Source organism: Novosphingobium sp., from assembly GCF_965228995.1.
Taxonomy (GTDB): Bacteria; Pseudomonadota; Alphaproteobacteria; order Sphingomonadales; family Sphingomonadaceae; genus Novosphingobium.
In genome coordinates this window covers 2,595,846-2,612,460 of the sequence record NZ_OZ245852.1, presented here as the reverse complement: position 1 = coordinate 2,612,460, position 16,615 = coordinate 2,595,846, and the positions used below count along the sequence as shown (strand labels likewise).

At 63.1% G+C, this 16,615-nt stretch carries 13 protein-coding genes and 2 tRNA genes; 9 read left to right on the top strand and 6 right to left on the bottom strand.

The annotated features are described in order from the left end of the window. Positions 1-2 precede the first annotated feature (2 nt). On the bottom strand, positions 3-971 hold the full coding sequence (gene thyA, locus ACO056_RS11855) for a thymidylate synthase (protein WP_421846949.1): 969 nt from the start codon (positions 969-971) through the stop codon (positions 3-5). Positions 972-1,155: 184 nt separating this feature from the next. Between thyA and ACO056_RS11850 the strand changes: the two genes are divergently transcribed. Further along, positions 1,156-1,232: transfer RNA gene (locus ACO056_RS11850), tRNA-Pro, on the top strand. Between the two features lie 33 nt (positions 1,233-1,265). On the opposite strand, the gene ACO056_RS11845 is transcribed toward ACO056_RS11850, so the two are convergent. The 4 genes from ACO056_RS11845 to recG all read right to left on the bottom strand — a co-directional run bounded on the left by ACO056_RS11845 (position 1,266) and on the right by recG (position 4,479). Beyond that, entirely contained in the window at positions 1,266-1,646 is a 381-nt protein-coding gene (locus ACO056_RS11845) for a type II toxin-antitoxin system VapC family toxin (RefSeq protein WP_421846947.1), read from the bottom strand. Beyond that, entirely contained in the window at positions 1,643-1,846 is a 204-nt protein-coding gene (locus ACO056_RS11840; protein ID WP_421846945.1) for a type II toxin-antitoxin system VapB family antitoxin, read from the bottom strand. Before ACO056_RS11840 ends, ACO056_RS11845 begins: the two co-directional genes overlap by 4 nt. A 61-nt stretch (positions 1,847-1,907) precedes the next feature. Continuing rightward, on the bottom strand, positions 1,908-2,360 hold the full coding sequence (locus ACO056_RS11835; protein ID WP_421846943.1) for a DUF3429 domain-containing protein: 453 nt from the start codon (positions 2,358-2,360) through the stop codon (positions 1,908-1,910). 49 nt (positions 2,361-2,409) lie between these two features. Further along, entirely contained in the window at positions 2,410-4,479 is a 2,070-nt protein-coding gene (recG, locus tag ACO056_RS11830; RefSeq protein ID WP_421846941.1) for an ATP-dependent DNA helicase RecG, read from the bottom strand. A gap of 81 nt (positions 4,480-4,560) precedes the next feature. Here recG and ACO056_RS11825 point away from each other — a divergent pair, with 81 nt between their 5' ends. The 5 genes from ACO056_RS11825 (at position 4,561) to ACO056_RS11805 (ending at position 12,209) form a co-directional block, all read left to right on the top strand. Then, entirely contained in the window at positions 4,561-4,842 is a 282-nt protein-coding gene (locus ACO056_RS11825) for a succinate dehydrogenase assembly factor 2 (protein ID WP_421846939.1), read from the top strand. Between the two features lie 20 nt (positions 4,843-4,862). Then, on the top strand, positions 4,863-8,363 hold the full coding sequence (mfd, locus tag ACO056_RS11820; RefSeq protein WP_421846937.1) for a transcription-repair coupling factor: 3,501 nt from the start codon (positions 4,863-4,865) through the stop codon (positions 8,361-8,363). 304 nt (positions 8,364-8,667) lie between these two features. Beyond that, a complete protein-coding gene (locus ACO056_RS11815) occupies positions 8,668-9,795 on the top strand; it encodes an AAA family ATPase (RefSeq protein ID WP_421846935.1) in 1,128 nt (375 codons plus the stop codon). Next, the gene (locus ACO056_RS11810) at positions 9,792-10,526 is read left to right on the top strand and encodes a hypothetical protein (RefSeq protein ID WP_421846933.1); all 735 of its coding nucleotides are present in this window, start codon (positions 9,792-9,794) and stop codon (positions 10,524-10,526) included. The genes ACO056_RS11815 and ACO056_RS11810 overlap by 4 nt, the downstream gene beginning before the upstream one ends. 543 nt (positions 10,527-11,069) lie before the next feature. Next, positions 11,070-12,209: a patatin-like phospholipase family protein gene (locus ACO056_RS11805; RefSeq protein WP_421846931.1), complete on the top strand. Its 1,140-nt coding sequence runs from the start codon at positions 11,070-11,072 to the stop codon at positions 12,207-12,209. Between the two features lie 235 nt (positions 12,210-12,444). On the opposite strand, the gene ACO056_RS11800 is transcribed toward ACO056_RS11805, so the two are convergent. After that, on the bottom strand, positions 12,445-13,761 hold the full coding sequence (locus ACO056_RS11800; protein ID WP_421846929.1) for an EAL domain-containing protein: 1,317 nt from the start codon (positions 13,759-13,761) through the stop codon (positions 12,445-12,447). 136 nt (positions 13,762-13,897) lie between these two features. On the opposite strand from ACO056_RS11800, the gene ACO056_RS11795 reads away from it, so the two are divergent. The 3 genes from ACO056_RS11795 (at position 13,898) to ACO056_RS11785 (ending at position 16,472) form a co-directional block, all read left to right on the top strand. Then, on the top strand, positions 13,898-14,677 hold the full coding sequence (locus tag ACO056_RS11795; protein ID WP_421846927.1) for an NAD kinase: 780 nt from the start codon (positions 13,898-13,900) through the stop codon (positions 14,675-14,677). Between the two features lie 89 nt (positions 14,678-14,766). After that, positions 14,767-14,841, top strand: a tRNA-Asn gene (locus ACO056_RS11790). A 480-nt stretch (positions 14,842-15,321) separates the two neighbouring features. After that, a protein-coding gene (locus ACO056_RS11785) for an IS3 family transposase (RefSeq protein ID WP_421846432.1) occupies positions 15,322-16,472 on the top strand; the annotation gives its coding sequence in 2 pieces (ribosomal slippage) (positions 15,322-15,574 and positions 15,574-16,472; 1,152 coding nt in all). Positions 16,473-16,615: the final 143 nt, after the last annotated feature.

Below are 16,615 nucleotides of genomic sequence, written 5' to 3'. Positions count from 1 at the left end.
AATCAAACCGCCACAGGTGCAGCAATATGCGCCTGCGGGGCATAATCGGTCACTGCAAAGTCCTCGATCCGATAATCGAAGATGCTCTCCGGCCGCCGATGGATCGTCAGTTTCGGGCTGCCTTCCGGCGTCCTTGCCAGCTGTTCCTGCACGAGTTCCGCATGGTTCAGATAGAGGTGCGTATCGCCCCCCATCCACACCAGCTCACCCGGCTCAAGATCGCATTGCTGCGCGAGCATGCGGATAAACAGCGCCCCGCCCCACAAGTTGAACGGCAGCCCCAGCGCCACGTCGCAGCTGCGCTGGTAGAGCAGCCCCGAAAGCTTCCCGTCCGCCACATGGAACTGGTACGTCTTGTGGCACGGCGGCAGCGCCATCCGGCCAAGCTCCGCGACATTCCACCCTTCTACGATATGCCGCCTGCTGCCGGGGTTCTTCCTCAGGCTCTCGACCACTTCGGCCACCTGGTTCACGCCCTCGGCCCGCCGCGCAAACAGCCCTTCCCCCGCCGGCTCATAGACCGGCCAGTCCGTCCACTGCTTCCCGTAAACCGGCCCAAGATCGCCCCAGCACGCGGCAAAGCCCTCATCCGCCACGATCCGCGTCGAAAAGTCCTTCCGGCTGATGTCCTCGCCCGTTTCGCGCCGATAGCGATCCAGCGGCCAGTCGGTCCAGATCTCCACCCCTTGCGCGCAAAGCTCGCGGATATTGGTGCGGCCCGTCAGAAACCACAGGAACTCGCGCGTTGCCGTCTTCCAGTAGACGCGCTTGGTCGTCAGCAGCGGCATCGCCCCATCCGCCAGATCGAATCGCAACTGCGCGCCGAACACGCTGCGCGTGCCGACACCCGTGCGGTCCACCCGCTCGTCACCCTCCTCCCAGATGCGCCGCATCAGATCGAGGTATTGCTGTTCGGGATGCGCCGCGCCGGGCGCGTGCGAGACTCGGGTCGGGGAAGCGGCAGTGGCCATGCGCGAAACTCTATCCCTTGCCACCGGCCATGACCAGCAGCGCCGCCGCACCGTCCACGGCTCTCGGCCCCGCGCGCGATTTTCTTGCAAAAAGGGTGCTTGTCACCCTCAAATCACCCGCCTATAGCGCGCCCCTGCCTTGCTTCCGGGCACCCCCTTCGGGTCCTGGAAGTGAACGATCGGTCGGGGAATAGCTCAGCCTGGTAGAGCACTGTCTTCGGGAGGCAGGGGCCGGAGGTTCGAATCCTCTTTCCCCGACCATTTCATCTACGCGGTTTTTTGCCGATGCAGCGGTTATCGCGCATCGCCGCGCTCGGGTATCGCAAGCCCCAGCGCCTCCGCGACAGCGCGCAGCCTCCGATCCCGCGTCCAGATCTTCGTGCCCGGCGTCAGAAGCGTCGCAGCGAGCAGATGCGCATCGATGTAGCCGATGCCGCGGCCATGCAGCGCCTGCTGATCAATCAGCGCCATCACCTCGTTATCGCTGGCCTGCCCGGTCATCGGCAGGCACTGCAGATCAGCAACGATAACCGCGCGCTGCCGCAAGCTGCCAAGCGCCACTTCGCCAACAATGAAGGGGTGAGAGAGCACCTGCTGCGAGATCAGCAGATCGGCAAGAACAGGTTCCGCACTGCGAAGATGATCGACCCAGACCGAACTGTCGACCAGGATCACCCCATATCATCCGCAGCGCGGCGGCGGGGCGTCAACACAGCGTCCGGTTCACTCCCGCCAAGCCGCGCAAGGCGGCGCGCGCTCTCACGCTCGATCAGCGCGGTCAAGGCTTCCCGCATAAGCGATGACTTCTCCTTGAGGCCCGTGAAAGCCTGCGCCTTCGCCACAAGTTCGTCATCGAGAGCAATGGTCGTGCGCATCAGGCGTCTCCAGCGTGGGCACGAGAAATATCACCAATTGATGCTATTCTCAATGCCTCGCTCAAATCCCCGAAGCCCGCTCCGCCATCAGCCCGATCACCATGCTCAGCCCGCCCAGCCCGATCGAAAGATTGCGCCGCAGCGCCAGCCACCCCTCCGGTTTCAGCCCCACGGCAAGGTCGACGAGCGGCGAAAGCGCGATGCACGCGCCTAGCGCGATCAGTTCCGGCCCCGGCCAGGTCCAACCCAGCATCCAGGGAAACCACCCCGCCAACGCGATCAGGGAAGGCATCACGCCGGCAAGAAAGATCCAGCGCGGGCTCTCGGGCCGGGCAATGCCGATACCCCACCACACGCCGCCCAGAAAGCTGAAGATCAGCGCTGCATAAGCATAAGCCAGCGCTAGGCCTGTCCACGCCCAGGGTCCGCCCTTGAACACCGCCAGCAGTGCCGCCACTTGCGGCAACAGGCCCGCATACCCCAATGCCCGGGCCGCTTCCGAAACACGCTTCACACCATCAACCTTTTTTCCACAACGGGATGGGGGTTTGCGGGAAAGTTCCTCACCCACCGCGCAGCAGCTGCACACCCCAGTCCCGCTCGAACAGATAGAGTAGCGCGCGTGCCGCCTGCCCCCTCGGGGACGCCAGCCCGCCATCGCGCTCCATCAGCAGCCGCGCGTCGTCATGGGCCATGGGCAGCAGCCGGGCAATCTGTTCGAAGTCCGCTACCCGAAAGGGCGTATCACCCGATTGCCGCGTGCCGAGCAGCTCGCCCCCGCCGCGCAGCCGCAAGTCCTCCTCGGCCAGGCGAAACCCGTCCTGCGTCTCGCGCATCAGGGCCAGCCGTTCGCGCCCCACTTCCGATAGCGCCTCGCCTCGCAGCAGCAGGCAGGTCGATTTCGCGGAGCCGCGCCCCACCCGCCCGCGCAGCTGGTGCAATTGCGCAAGACCAAACCGCTCGGCCTGCTCGATCACCATCAGGCTGGCGGCCGGCACGTCGACGCCGACTTCGATGACCGTCGTCGCCACCAGCAGCCTGGCCTCGCTGCGCACGAAGCGCTCCATCGCCGCGTCCTTGACCTCGGGCCTGAGCTGCCCGTGGACCAGCACGACATCATTGCCAAACCGCAGCTGCATCTCGGCAAACCGCGCTTCCGCCGCGGCCAGATCGGCGCTCTCGTTCTCGCGGACCATCGGGCAGACCCAGTAGGCCTGCGCGCCCGAGGCGAGATGCCGCGCCAGTCCTTCAACCACTTCGGGCATGCGCTCCACCGCGACCACTCGCGTATCGATCGGCTGCCGCCCGGGCGGCATTTCGTCGAGCTTGGATACCTCCATCTCGCCATATTGCGCCAGTGTCAGCGTGCGCGGGATCGGCGTTGCGGTCATCGCGAGACAATGCGGCGTCGCCTTGCCCTTCTGCGTCAGCATGAGCCGCTGGCCCACGCCGAAGCGGTGCTGTTCGTCGATCACGACCAGCGCCAGATTGCGATAGCTCACGCTTTCCTGAAAGATCGCATGGGTCCCCACGCAAATGTCGATGCTGCCATCCAGCAGCCCCATCAGGATGGCCTCACGCGCCTTGCTGCCCCCGCGCTGCGAGGAGCGGCCCGTAAGCAGCGCGATCTGCACGCCCGTACCCGCCGCCATACGCTGCAGCGTCTCGGCATGCTGGCGCGCCAAAATTTCGGTCGGCGCCAATAGCGCCGCCTGCGCCCCGGCTTCCACCGCGATCAGCATGGCATGGAGCGCCACCGCGGTCTTGCCCGAGCCGACATCGCCCTGCAGCAGCCGCAGCATCGGCGCGTCCTGCGCCAGATCGCTCTCGATCTCGCCGACCGAGCGCGTCTGCGCGCCCGTGAGCGCGAAGGGCAGCCGCAGCTTGTCGCGCAGGCGCCCATCACCCCGCAGCGGCACCGTCCGCCGCAGGCGGTTGCTCGCCTTGACCAGCATCAGCGCAAGGCTGTTCGCCAGCAATTCGTCGTAGGCCAGCCGGTCGCGCGCCGCCGCATCGGCACCCTTGTGCGCCTGCACCAGCGCGTCTTTACATGAAGGCCAGCCAGATTGCGCCAGCAGCCCCGGCTCGATCCACTCCGGCAGCTCAGGCACCAGCCCCATCGCCTGCCCCACCAGCGCGCCGATCCGCGCCTGCGTCAGCCCTTCGGCCAGCGGATAGACCGGTTCGTTGAGCGTCCCTGCCAGCGCACCGCTTTCCTCGGCGACATGATCGGGATGCACGATCTGCCAGGACTGCCCATACTGGTCGAGCCTTCCGGCCACCCAGCGCTTCTCGCCCACCGGCAGCAGTTTCTTCGCGGAATAGCTGGCCCGCCCGAACCACACGAGCGCGACATAGTTACCCAGCGCATCCTCGGCCATGATCCGATAGGGACCGCGCCCCGAACTCGATCGGTGCTCGCGCGCGGTCAACGCAATCACGATCTGCTCGCCGATGGCGGCCTCGTCCAGATTGCCCACTGCACGCCGCGCCACGAACCGGTCCGGCAGGTGATAGACGAGATCGCGCACCCGCGTCAGGCCGAGCTTGCCCAACGGCCGCGCCAACCCAGGCCCCACGCCCTTGAGGCCCTCGGTTTCGGCAAACAGCGGATTGAGCAGATCGGGACGCATATCGAGTTACGCTTAGGCCAACCTCGCCCCGGGGTGCAACGCGCTTGCCCCGCCCGCCCCCATCAGCGTATCGGCAGCCCCATGACTCAAACCGACTCTCCCCTCAGCCCGCGCCTCGCCCGGATGAAGTTCCGCGCCTGGCATCGCGGCACGCGCGAGGCGGACTACATGATCGGCTGCTTCTTCGATGTCCGCCACAAGGGCTGGGACGAGCCCGCGCTCGATTGGTTCGAACGCCTGCTCGAGGAAGACGACGTCGATATCATGGCCTGGGCGCTTGGCACCCAGCCTGTCCCGGATGCGTTTGGCGGCGCGGAGATGGACGCCATGCGCCGCCTCGACTACGTCGATATTCCGCGCTGACGCCGCCAACGCCTTTTCGCATGCCCGATCCGTCCCGCATCCTGTCGGCCACGACGCCGCTCACTCTCGCTTCGATTGCCCGCGGGGCGCAGCCACTCGTCCTCGCCGATCTCGCCCGCGCCGCCGCGACCGGCAAGGCCCGCAAGCGCACGATCTTCATCGCCGCCGATGATACCGCGATGCGCGCCGTCACCCAGAGCGCTCAGTTCTTCGCGCCCGAGCTCGACGTCGCCGAATATCCCGCGTGGGACTGCCTGCCGTTTGACCGCGCCTCCCCCGCCATGTCGGTCAGCGCCCGCCGCCTCGCCGCGCTCCACGCGCTGCAGCAGCCGCTCGAAGGGCCGCAGCTTTTCGTCACCACGATAAACGCGCTGCTCCAGCGCACGCTCACCCCGTTCCGCGTGCGCGAATCAGTCCGGAGCTTGCGGGTCGGTCAGGAAATCGCCCGCGAATCCCTCATCGCCCTCGTCCAGCGCCAGGGCTACAGCCGTGTCGATACCGTGGTGGATTCGGGCGAATACGCCGTGCGCGGCTCCGTCTTCGATCTCTACCCCAGCGGCCTCAACCACGGCCTGCGCCTCGATTTCTTCGGCGACGAGATCGAGACGATGCGCCTCTTCGATCCCGCCACCCAGCGCTCGGTCCAGCCCGTCCAGTCGCACCTCCTGCTCCCTGCGAGCGAGGCCCTGCTGGATGAAGACTCGATCCGCCGCTTCCGCACCCGCTACCGCGAACTGTTCGGCGCTAATGCCACCAGCGATCCGCTTTATCAGGCCGTCAGCGATGGCCGCCGCCTTGCGGGCATGGAACACTGGCTCCCGCTCCTCGAAGACCGCCTCGTCACGCTCTTCGATCACCTTGCCGATGGGGACCTCGTCCTACTCGATGCCGCCGCTGCCAAGGCCGCCGAAACGCGCCTCGCCGATATTGCCGACTACCGGCAAGCCCGCGCCGAAAGCAGCGCGCGCGGTGGCAACAGCACCTACCGCCCGCTAACCGAAACCGCGCTCTACCTCTCGCGCGACGAGTTCGACCGCGCCGCTCTGGGCTGGCCCGTTCACCGCATGAGCCAGTTCGCGGAGCCGGAAAGCCCCCGCGTCCTCGATTTCGGTTTCGGCCCCCCGCGCGATTTCGCGCCCGAACGCGCATCTGGCGCCAATATCTACGAAGCCGCCGCCAAGCACCTCGCCGCGCTCGCCACGCGCGGGCGCAAGGCGATTGTCGCGGCCTATACCACCGGCTCCCGCGCCCGCCTCGCCTCGCTCCTCAGCGATGCCGGGAAGGCGCCTCCCATCCTCGCCGAGACCTGGCAGGAAGCCTTGGGCGCCGCCGCCACCGGCAAGCCCGCCGCCGTCGTCCTGCCCCTGGAGCAGGGCTTCTCCAGCGGCGATGTCGAAGTCCTCACCGAACAGGACATCCTTGGCGACCGCCTCGTGCGCCCCAAGCGCAAGCGCAAGGATGCCGACGCTTTCCTCGCCGAACTCGCCGCACTCGGCACCGGCGATCTCGTCGTCCACATGGAGCACGGCATCGGCCGCTACATCGGACTGACCCCGGTCGATGTGGGCGATAGCCCGCACGACTGTGTCCAGCTCGAATACGCCGGCGGCGACAAGCTCTACATCCCGGTCGAAAACCTCGACGTCCTCTCCCGCTACGGTCACGACAGCGAAGGCATCCAGCTCGATCGGCTCGGCGGCGAGGCATGGCAGCGCCGCAAGGCCAAGATGCGCGAGCGCATCCTCGAAATCGCCGGCCAGCTCATGCAGACCGCCGCGCTGCGCGCCCTGCGCGAAGCCGATGCGCTCGCCCCCGATCCCGCCAGCTACGGCCCCTTCGTCGACCGCTTCCCCTGGGCCGAGACCGACGATCAGGAACGCGCCATCGAAGACGTGCTCGGCGATCTCGCCTCGGGCAAGCCGATGGACCGCCTCGTCTGCGGCGATGTCGGCTTCGGCAAGACGGAAGTCGCCCTGCGCGCAGCCTTCGTCGCCGCCATGGCCGGCAAGCAGGTCGCCGTGATCGCGCCCACCACGCTGCTTGCGCGCCAGCACTACACCGCCTTTGCCGAGCGATTCTCCGGCTTCCCCCTCGAAGTCGGCCGCCTCAGCCGCCTGGTGCCCGCCAAGGAAGCCGCCGCCACCAAGGAAGGCCTCGCCGCCGGCACCGTCGATGTTGTCATCGGCACCCACGCGCTCCTCTCCAAGGGCCTCGAATTCAAGCGGCTCGGCCTCGTCATCGTCGACGAGGAGCAGCGCTTCGGCGTCGTCCACAAGGAGCGCCTCAAGGAACTCAAGGCCGACGTCCACGTCCTCACCCTCACCGCCACCCCCATCCCGCGCACCTTGCAGATGGCGATGTCGGGCCTGCGCGAACTTTCCACCATCCAGACCCCGCCGGTAGACCGCCTCGCCGTGCGCACGTATGTCATGCCGTGGGACGACGTCACCATGCGCGAGGCCCTGATGCGCGAACACCAGCGCGGCGGGCAGAGCTTTATCGTCGTCCCCCGCATCGCCGATATGCCCGAGCTGGAGGAATGGCTCCGCCTCAACGTGCCCGAGATCCGCGCCGTCTCCGCCCACGGCCAGATGAGCCCCACCGAAGTCGAAGACCGCATGGGCGCCTTCTATGAAAAGCGCTACGAAGTCCTCCTCAGCACCACCATCGTCGAGAGCGGCCTCGATATCCCCAGCGCCAACACAATCGTGCTCCACCGCGCAGACCGCTTCGGCCTCGCCCAGCTCTACCAGCTGCGCGGCCGCGTCGGGCGCGGCAAGCTGCGCGCCTATGCCTACCTCACTTATCCCGAGAACCAGGCCCTCACCGAAGTCGCCGAAAAGCGCCTCAAGGTGCTGAGCGACCTCGATAGCCTCGGCGCCGGGTTCCAGCTCGCCAGCCACGATCTCGATCTGCGCGGCGCGGGCAACCTGCTGGGCGACGAACAGTCCGGCCACGTGCGCGAAGTCGGCTTCGAGCTCTACCAGTCGATGCTCGAAGACGCGATCGTCGCCGCCAAGGCCGGCGAAATCGGCCTCGCGCGCGAACGCAGCGCGCTCAGCCCTCAGATCACCGTCGATGCGCCGATCATGATCCCGGAAAACTACGTCCCCGATCTCGCCGTCCGCATGGCGCTCTACCGCCGCATGAACGATGCCGAAGGCGCCGACGCGGTCGAAGCCCTCGCCGCCGAAATGATCGACCGCTTCGGCCCCCTCCCCGGCCCGACGCAGAACCTCCTCAAGCTCATCGAAATCAAACGGCAAGCCATCGCCGCCCACATCGCCAAAATCGACGTCGGCGCCAAGGGCACGCTGGTATCGTTCCACAACGACAGCTTCCCCGAACCCGCCGGCCTCTTCGCCTATATCGAGCGCCTGAAGGGCACTGCCAAACTGCGCCCCGACAACAAGCTGGTGATCAGCCGGGCGTGGGGGACGCCGGAAGCGCGGCTGAATGGGCTGGTGCAGCTGACGAAGGGGCTGAGCGCGATTGCGCGGCGGGGGGAGAAGCGGGCCTAATCCCCAAAAGCCATCTCTCCTTCAGGGAAGAGGTTGGGAGAGGGGGAAGCCCACGAACACACCGCCACAAGACAGGCAAGAGCCTCTGTCGGACAAAGCCACAGCCTTTGCATCCCCCGATCTGTCTGATAGGCGTTCAGCGCAAGAAACTTGGCAGAGGGATATAGAGACTTGGTGATTGTGGTTGTCACACCTGTCACCGCATCCCTGATACCACTCACCTAAATACGGTTCCGGCTTTCACATACCATTCCAACCACGCTGACACAAGATTTGCACCGCCGAAACCACATGGAGTTGAATAATGTGGATCGAAAAATTCGAGGTAACCGGCTTTCTCGGAAATGACAAAGTCATTTCCTTGGAATTTCATCCCGACCTTAACATCCTAACGGGGCGAAATGGGGCCGGTAAGACAAGTATTATGAAATTAATGTGGTATATTCAAAGTGGAAATATTCTCGAGGCACTGAGGGAGGTCGAATTTCAAAAGGCTGCCCTTACAACGAACGAATATACTTGCACAGTTTACCGGCTTTCAAGAGCAACGTGCAAGGTTGAATTTAAAAACTCAAATGAAACAATTGAGTTCGAAGATATCGAAGATGACGACGGAAATGTCTATCGTAACGCCGAAGATGCAGCTGCGGAAATTCTAATACCCACCGGTAAGTCAGTATTTTTCCCGACATTTAGGCGGATCGAGGGTGGTTTCACCATGAATTCACTTTCAAATAACCTTAGCGTTTTTGCCAGACGGACGGCAAAGGCAGGTCCAGTAGAAGAGGCGCTGAACGATCTTTCAGCAAAACTAAGCAACGGGTCACATCGATTCATCGCCGCAATTTCCACTGTAGACATAGTAAATCTGTTACAAAAAACGTACACCGACTTGTCTGAAGAGTCAGATCAGCTCAGAGCAGCTATGTCATCGGAAATTATCGAAACAATTACCAGTTTCCAACAAACTGGTGAAGGAGATGATGGCGACCGAAATGCTGATGACGTGCTAAAGTCAATTCGTCAAAGAATTGAAAACGTTGAGGAAAGTAGAACTCAGGTAATGCGCCCCATTGGGGAAGTTCAAAGAGTTGTTCGAAAAATATTTCGACACAAAGGAATAAAGTTCGGCAGACTTAGTTTTGGCGACGCCGCACAAGCCATTAATTCAGATTTACTTTCAGCCGGCGAAAAGCAGATGCTGAGCTTTTTATCATACAACGGGCTAAACAGCGAGTGCACCATCTTTATTGACGAACCCGAATTAAGCCTACACGTAGACTGGCAACGAAATTTGTTCCTAACGCTGCAAAGACAGCAATCTAGCAATCAATTTATAATTGCGACCCACTCCCCCTTCATTTACACTAAGTATCCTGATAAAGAGATACCGATCTCTCACGATCGAGGGGACTTGGAGTTAGAAGTGTGAGTGCCCCGCGGCCAACAGTTGACGAAGTCATTGGGACATTACAACATTCGTGTGATCCAACCCTACTCGCTGAGGGGATCGACGATATTGCAGTTCTACGCAGGTTTGAAGATGAGTTTTTTGATCAAGGCCTAAGCGTATTGCCGCTCGGAGGAAGAGCGCCGGTTTTGGAAATTTTTGATAGACGGCATGAATTACCAGATACTGTCGTCGTACTGTTTCTAGTTGATCAGGATTTATGGGTCTATACTGGCGTTCCAGAAACCTACTCACATTGCCGCCTTCTTTTCACAGACGGATATTCCATTGAAAACGACCTATATCGCGACGGAAACCTTGAGCGCCTTTTGACTGCTGGCGAAAGAAGAAAGTTTAGGTCTAATCTAGAGCAATTTCTCGAGTGGTACGCCTCAAATTTAACCAGAAAGCTTGACGGCGAAGAAGTAGCGCTTTCTGTTCACCCGCGCGCCATTCTTCCTGACAATGCAACCGACGAGGCAGATAAATTGTATCCGCCAAACGTTAATGCTTACGAACAAAATTTTTCTTTAATATCGGGTAATTACACTCGTTTATTACGCGGGAAGTCCTTGATGGCATTGCTAGTCATGCAACTGTCTGCTCCTAATCGCGTTCCAAAACATAGTGTTCGCTCGTTAATGGAGCATGGCGCTGTAGCTGGAGGAGTTTGGATGAATCGGATTAGAGAATGGTTAGCCAGCCATTTATGATTAAGTCACTTGGGTTACGGTGACAGTGGGTTACGGTGACAGGTGCAACAATCCCCAAAGCCAACTCCCTCGGTGCGCGCGAGCGCGCGCTGGAGGATTGTTGCACCAGCAAGCCGCCCCCGCCTACGATGCTTACCGCGCCGATCTCTCACGCGGTCTCTCCTTCCAAGCCGTGCGCGCCTCCATCGGCAAACGCTAAAGGATACGGTCCTTCAGCCATGGTTTCCCGAAATCAGTGCGCCGAATGGGAACAAAGCGCTCACTCCAAACCCGTTCATCCTGAGCTTGTCGAAGGACTGTCCTTTTCTTCTTTTGCGTGGCACTTGCCCGAAAAGACGAAGAACGGTGCTTCGACAAGCTCAGCATGGACGGGGTTTGGGTTCGGCGATCGATTACGGTGACACTTCAATAAATCCGCATATGCCCCACCCCGCGCAACAACCCGGCAGAAGCGCAGCCCCCCCCTCCAACCACGCCAACGCGATTGCATGCTCCGATCCTGCCCCGCTGTGCTAAGCGCCGCAGCTGAACGGAGAACCACTCTTGCCCGCACGCATCAGGATAGCACTCCTCGCAGCCACTCTCGCGCTTGCTGGCTGCGCCACGATCCACCGCGAACCCTTCAATGAAACCCAGCAGACCGAGGCGACAATTCCCGGCATGCCCGGCGCGCGCTTCTGGGCCGATGCGCCGGGGGCCGCGCGGCTCATGGCGCCGGCTTATGCCGGGGCGGGCGGCGATCGCTCGATGCTCGCGCTGTCGGGCGGATCGGACAACGGGGCTTATGGTGCGGGGCTGCTGGAGGGCTGGACGAAGTCCGGCACGCGGCCTGAATTCGCTGTCGTCACCGGCGTCAGCACCGGCGCGCTGATTGCGCCTTTCGCGTTTCTCGGCCCTGATCAGGATGCCACGCTGGAGAAGCTCTTCACCACGATCTCGGCGAAGAACATCTACAAGAACCGCTTCCCCCTCGCCATCCCGTTCTCGCCCAGCATCGCCAGCACCAAACCGCTCGCGCGGATGATCGGCGTGGTGATGACCGATGCCCTGATCGACCGCATCGCGGCGGAGCACGCGCGCGGGCGGCGGCTCTTCGTCGGCACCGCCAATCTCGATGCGCAGCGCATGGTCATCTGGAACATGGGCGCGATTGCCGCCAGCACTGCGCCGGGGCGCTATGCCCTGTTCCGGCAGGTGCTGCTCGCCTCTTCGGCCATTCCCGCCTTCTTCGCGCCGGTCATGATCAAGGCCCGGGCGCAGGGCCGCGAGATCAGCGAGATGCATGTCGATGGCGGCACCACCGCGCAGATCCTCACCCTGCCCGATCAGGCGATCGTCGCGGGCCAGTTGCCCACTGCGCTCAATCACCTGCACATCTACATGATCGTGAACAACAAGCTGAACGGCGAATTCCACCTCGTGAAGCCGCGCACCGTGCCCATTGCCAGCCAGGCGATCACGCTCAACATGCGCCGCTCGATGGCGAGCACGGTGAACCTCAGCTACCTCTACGCCAAGGAACACGGCGTCGATTTCAACCTCAGCTTCATCGACAAGGAGTATCCCCGCTCCGAAAAGAACCTGTTCGATACAGAGACGATGCGCACCCTCTTCGCCTATGGCCTCAAGCTGGGCGAGACGGGCACCTTCTGGGCCAAGCGCCCGCCCGCTGAAGACGAATAGCGCAGACGCACAGGCCGCCCCAGATAGATCCACGCCGAGAAGGGCCCGGCGGGCGTCTCTACGAGACACATGGCACAAACCCCTGTCCTACACGCGCCCACCCGGGTTAGCGTGCCCAGATGCTCCCATATCCCGCTCAACCCTTTGGCTACGCGAAAATTTTTCGCGCAATCCGGGCGCGTGGGAGGGGCCCGGGAGTTTCTCCCCAGGACTGTGTCAACTGTGTCAACTTGTCCTAAATCGGGATGCCGGGGCCGCGTGTTGCCAGTGCCTCGAAGTCTTCGGCGGAGATCGGGCCGGACCGCAGGAAGCCTTGGAACAAGTCGCAGCCTTCGTTCTGGAGGATCGCCAGCTGTTCCGCCGTCTCCACCCCTTCCGCGATCACCTTCAGCTCCAGCGCGCGGGCCATTGCCACCATTGCGGAAAGGATCGCCCGGTCGCGCGCGTCATGCTCGATATCGCAGACCAGCGAGCGGTCGAGCTTCAGCGCATCGAGCGGCAGGGCCTTCAGTGCGCGGAAATTGGAAAAGCCGGTGCCGAAATCATCCAGCGCAACGCTAACCCCAAGCGTGGCAAGCTCGCGCAGCGCCGCGGCGCAGGCCTCGAAATCGGTGATCAGCGTCTGCTCGGTGATCTCGATGGTCAGCTGCTCGGCCGGAAATGCGCTCGCTTCCAGCACCGCCTTGAGGCTTGCGGCAAAATCGCCCACCGCGAAGTCTTCCGCCGTCACGTTGAGCGAAAGCCGGAGCGGCATCCCGGCATTCTCTGGCCAGGCTGATGCCATGCCCAGTGCGCGTTTGCCGATATGGCGCGAAAGCTGCGCGACGTGATCACCCCGGTCCGCCACGGCAAACAGCGTTTCGGCGCAAATGCGGCCAAAGCTGGGGTGCTCCCACCGCGCCAGCGCCTCCGCCCCCGCGAGCGCGCCGGTGCCGACATGGAACTGCGGCTGGAACAGTACCGTGATCTCGTCCCGGTGGAGCGCGCCGAGGAGATCGCCCTCGAGGCTTGCTGCGCTGCGGCCGCGCGCCGGATGGCTGCCGTCAGCCCAGAGCACGCGCCGTCCGCTGCGCCGCTGCAGGTCGCCCGAAACCTGCTCGAGCCGGTCCAGCAGCGCCGCGCCGCTCTCCCCCTGCCGGCCGCGCAGAAGCGCCATGCGCGGTGCGAGGCTCAGCCGCTCGCCATCGACTACCAGCGGCCGCGCGATCGCCCGCCCGAGCGCTTCGGCAAGCCACTGCCAGCGCTCCCGGCTCAGCGCCGCGCGGGAAGCGACCATGAATGCGCCGCCCGCCGCACGCGCCACCAGCGCCTGCGGGCCGAGCTCGTCCACCACGAAGTCCCTGAGGCGCCGCGCGACTTCGACGAGCACGCGGTCCCCGCCCGCCATGCCATAGGCAAGGTTTACCGCAGGAAGCCGCTGAAGACTTACCATCATCGCCTGGACGAAGCCGGTATCGCCCGCCCCGTCGAGCCACAGAGCAGCACTTTCAAGCCCGGGAAGGCCGGTCAGGACATCGCGATCATCGCCGGAAAGGAGCACAGAGCTGGTCATCGCCGCCGTCTTAGGCGATTGGTTCGGCGAAATCACCCATCCTGTGCCATTTGGCATTGCACCGATTTGGGTCGCTCCATATCAGGTGCGCGGCAGACGCTGATCGCAGCGCGGTGCACGAGGAGAGCTTTAACCAATGCCCCAGAGCCCCCGGCTGGCACTGCTCGCCTCCCCCACCGACCGCGCGCAGGAGGCAGAGGCCGCGCTGATAGCCTCATATGATTGGGTTCCGCTGGAAGAGGCGGAGATCGTCGTCGTGCTCGGCGGCGATGGCTTCATGCTGCAGACCTTGCACCACATGCTCGATGCCGGCCGCGTGATCCCCGCCTACGGGCTCAATCTCGGAACGGTCGGCTTCCTGATGAACCGCCACAAAGCCACCCGCCCCATCGCCGAACGCGTCGCCAAGGCGCGCGGTGTCGCGGTGGCACCGCTGTGGATGGAAGCGGTGACGCAGACCGGCGAACAGTTTTCCTCCTGGGCGATCAACGAAGTCTCGCTGCTGCGCGAAACGCGCCAGACGGCGAAGCTCGAGGTCTCGGTCAATGGCAAGGTCCGCATGCCCGAGCTTTCGTGCGACGGGGTGTTGGTGGCAACGCCCGCAGGCTCGACGGCCTACAACCTTTCCGCCAATGGGCCGATCCTGCCGCTGGGCAGCGCAATGCTGGCGCTCACCCCGATCAGCCCCTTCCGCCCTCGCCGCTGGCGCGGCGCCATCCTGCCCGAAAGCTGCGAGATCCTGTTCCGCTCGCTCGATGCGAAGAAGCGTCCAGTCTCCGTCGTGGCGGATCAGAAGGAAGTTCGCGATATCAGCGAAGTGCGCGTAAGCGCCGCACGCGAACACCGGCTGACGCTGCTGTTCGATAAAGGCAAGAGCCTCGACGAGCGGATTTTCGCGGAGCAGTTCCTGGTGTGAGTTCGGTGTGGATTTTTGGGCAATCTGGCGCTTGCCAAACCCGAAACGCCTGCTATTAGCCCGCTCCTGTCCCGGGCAACCGGGCCTGGTCCCTGATAGCTCAGCGGTAGAGCTCTCGACTGTTAATCGAGTGGTCGTAGGTTCGAATCCTACTCAGGGAGCCATTTTCACCCAAAAAAGCGCTAACTTTCAGAGTCTCAAACGCCTTTGGGATGTTTGTGTCCGACAAATTGCCCCACTGCTGGTCCATAGCCTCAAGAGACAGGTTTTGGTGGCGCGTACGGTAGGCCGACCGTTCCAGGCGGAATGCACGGCCAAAAGACGGTCTCGAGTAACTCGTGGATGGTCGAGATACTGTGCCGTGCATTGCACGCTATCGGGCGAGCGCCTTGAATATCTCCGCGTACCGCTCGACTACCTTTTCGGCCGACATCTGTGCGAGACGTTCACGGGCATAGGTGTATGTCTGCGCATCAACATCGCTGGCAAGAGCATGGAGGATACGTTCAGCAGAGGCTGTCGGATTCCCGCGATCTTCAACGTAAAATGGATAATTGTCGCCTAGCACCTCTCGATGCTCCGTGACGTGCTCCCCTGAAATGTGACCGCTTTTTGGTAGAGTCTGGCGCAAGGAGTCGGACGATATGAAGCGAAGCAGGTTCAACGAAGAGCAGATCATAGCGATCTTGAAGGAGCAGGAGGGCGGATTGCCGACGGCGGAGGTTTGCCGCCGCCACGGGATCAGCTCGGCGACGTTCTACAAGTGGAAGTCGAAGTTCGGCGGGCTGGAGGTGTCCGAGGCCCGGCGGTTGCGAACGCTCGAGGAGGAGAACTCCCGGCTGAAGAAGCTCTTGGCCGAGGCGATGCTCGACAATGCCGTGTTGAAGGATCTGGCATCAAAAAAATGGTAACGCCCGGCGCCAAGCGGGAAGCCGTCGCCCATGCCCGGGAGCATCACGGGGTGAGCGAGCGTCGGGCGTGTGCATTGGTTGGCGTGAGCCGCAGGGTGATCCGTTACGAGCCGACACGGCCGGATGACGGCACGCTGCGGCAACGGTTGCGCGAGCTGGCGGCGGAGCGTCGCCGGTTCGGCTATCGCCGCCTGGGCTATCTGCTGGCGCGGGAGGGCATCGCACCCAATCACAAGAAGCTGCTGCGCATCTACCGGGAGGAAGGGCTGCGCGTGCGCCGTCGTGGCGGGCGCAAGCGCGCTCTGGGCACACGCAGGCCAATGGTGTTGCCCGATGGCCCGAACCAGCGCTGGTCGCTCGACTTCGTCTCTGACAGCCTGATCTGCGGTCGGCGCTTCCGCATCCTGTGCGTGGTCGATGACTACACACGCGAGTGCCTGGCGCTGGTGGCCGATACATCACTGTCGGGTGCACGGGTGGCCCGGGAACTGACCGGCCTGATGGGCATCCGGGGGAAGCCGCATACGGTGGTCAGCGACAATGGCACCGAGCTGACCTCGTCGGCCATCCTGCGCTGGTCGCAGGAGCGCCGGGTCGAGTGGCACTACATCGCGCCGGGCAAGCCGATGCAGAACGGCTTCGTCGAGAGCTTCAACGGGCGCCTGCGCGACGAATGTCTCAACGAGACGCTGTTTACCTCGCTAGCTCATGCCCGGTTCGTGCTCGCTGCCTGGCGGCACGATTACAATACGGTCAGGCCACACTCCAAACTGGGCGGGAAGACCCCCGCCGAGATCGCCGGCCAACGTGTCTGGGGGCATGCCCCCAGACACGTTGCCATCCCCTCAAACACCCATCATGAAGGAGCGAGACTCTACCTCTGACTGGTAACAATCAGGGGAGCACGTCAGCGGCCCTCTGAGGTGCACGGACCTATGGAAGCCCCACCATTAAACTTGCACCGGCCATTGACGCAGGGCTGAGTCGAACGGCAGTGTTCTTCCTTGCCAACCGTTGTTTGAAAAGG

Excerpts from the sequence above, each read along its gene's own strand:
- thyA (WP_421846949.1), bottom strand. The coding sequence starts at position 971 with ATGGCCACTGCCGCTTCCCCGACCCGAGTCTCGCACGCGCCCGGCGCG.
- ACO056_RS11840 (WP_421846945.1), bottom strand. The coding sequence starts at position 1,846 with ATGCGCACGACCATTGCTCTCGATGACGAACTTGTGGCGAAGGCGCAG.
- recG (WP_421846941.1), bottom strand. The coding sequence starts at position 4,479 with ATGCGTCCCGATCTGCTCAATCCGCTGTTTGCCGAAACCGAGGGCCTC.
- ACO056_RS11825 (WP_421846939.1), top strand. The coding sequence starts at position 4,561 with ATGACTCAAACCGACTCTCCCCTCAGCCCGCGCCTCGCCCGGATGAAG.
- mfd (WP_421846937.1), top strand. The coding sequence starts at position 4,863 with ATGCCCGATCCGTCCCGCATCCTGTCGGCCACGACGCCGCTCACTCTC.
- ACO056_RS11815 (WP_421846935.1), top strand. The coding sequence starts at position 8,668 with ATGTGGATCGAAAAATTCGAGGTAACCGGCTTTCTCGGAAATGACAAA.
- ACO056_RS11800 (WP_421846929.1), bottom strand. The coding sequence starts at position 13,761 with ATGACCAGCTCTGTGCTCCTTTCCGGCGATGATCGCGATGTCCTGACC.
- ACO056_RS11795 (WP_421846927.1), top strand. The coding sequence starts at position 13,898 with ATGCCCCAGAGCCCCCGGCTGGCACTGCTCGCCTCCCCCACCGACCGC.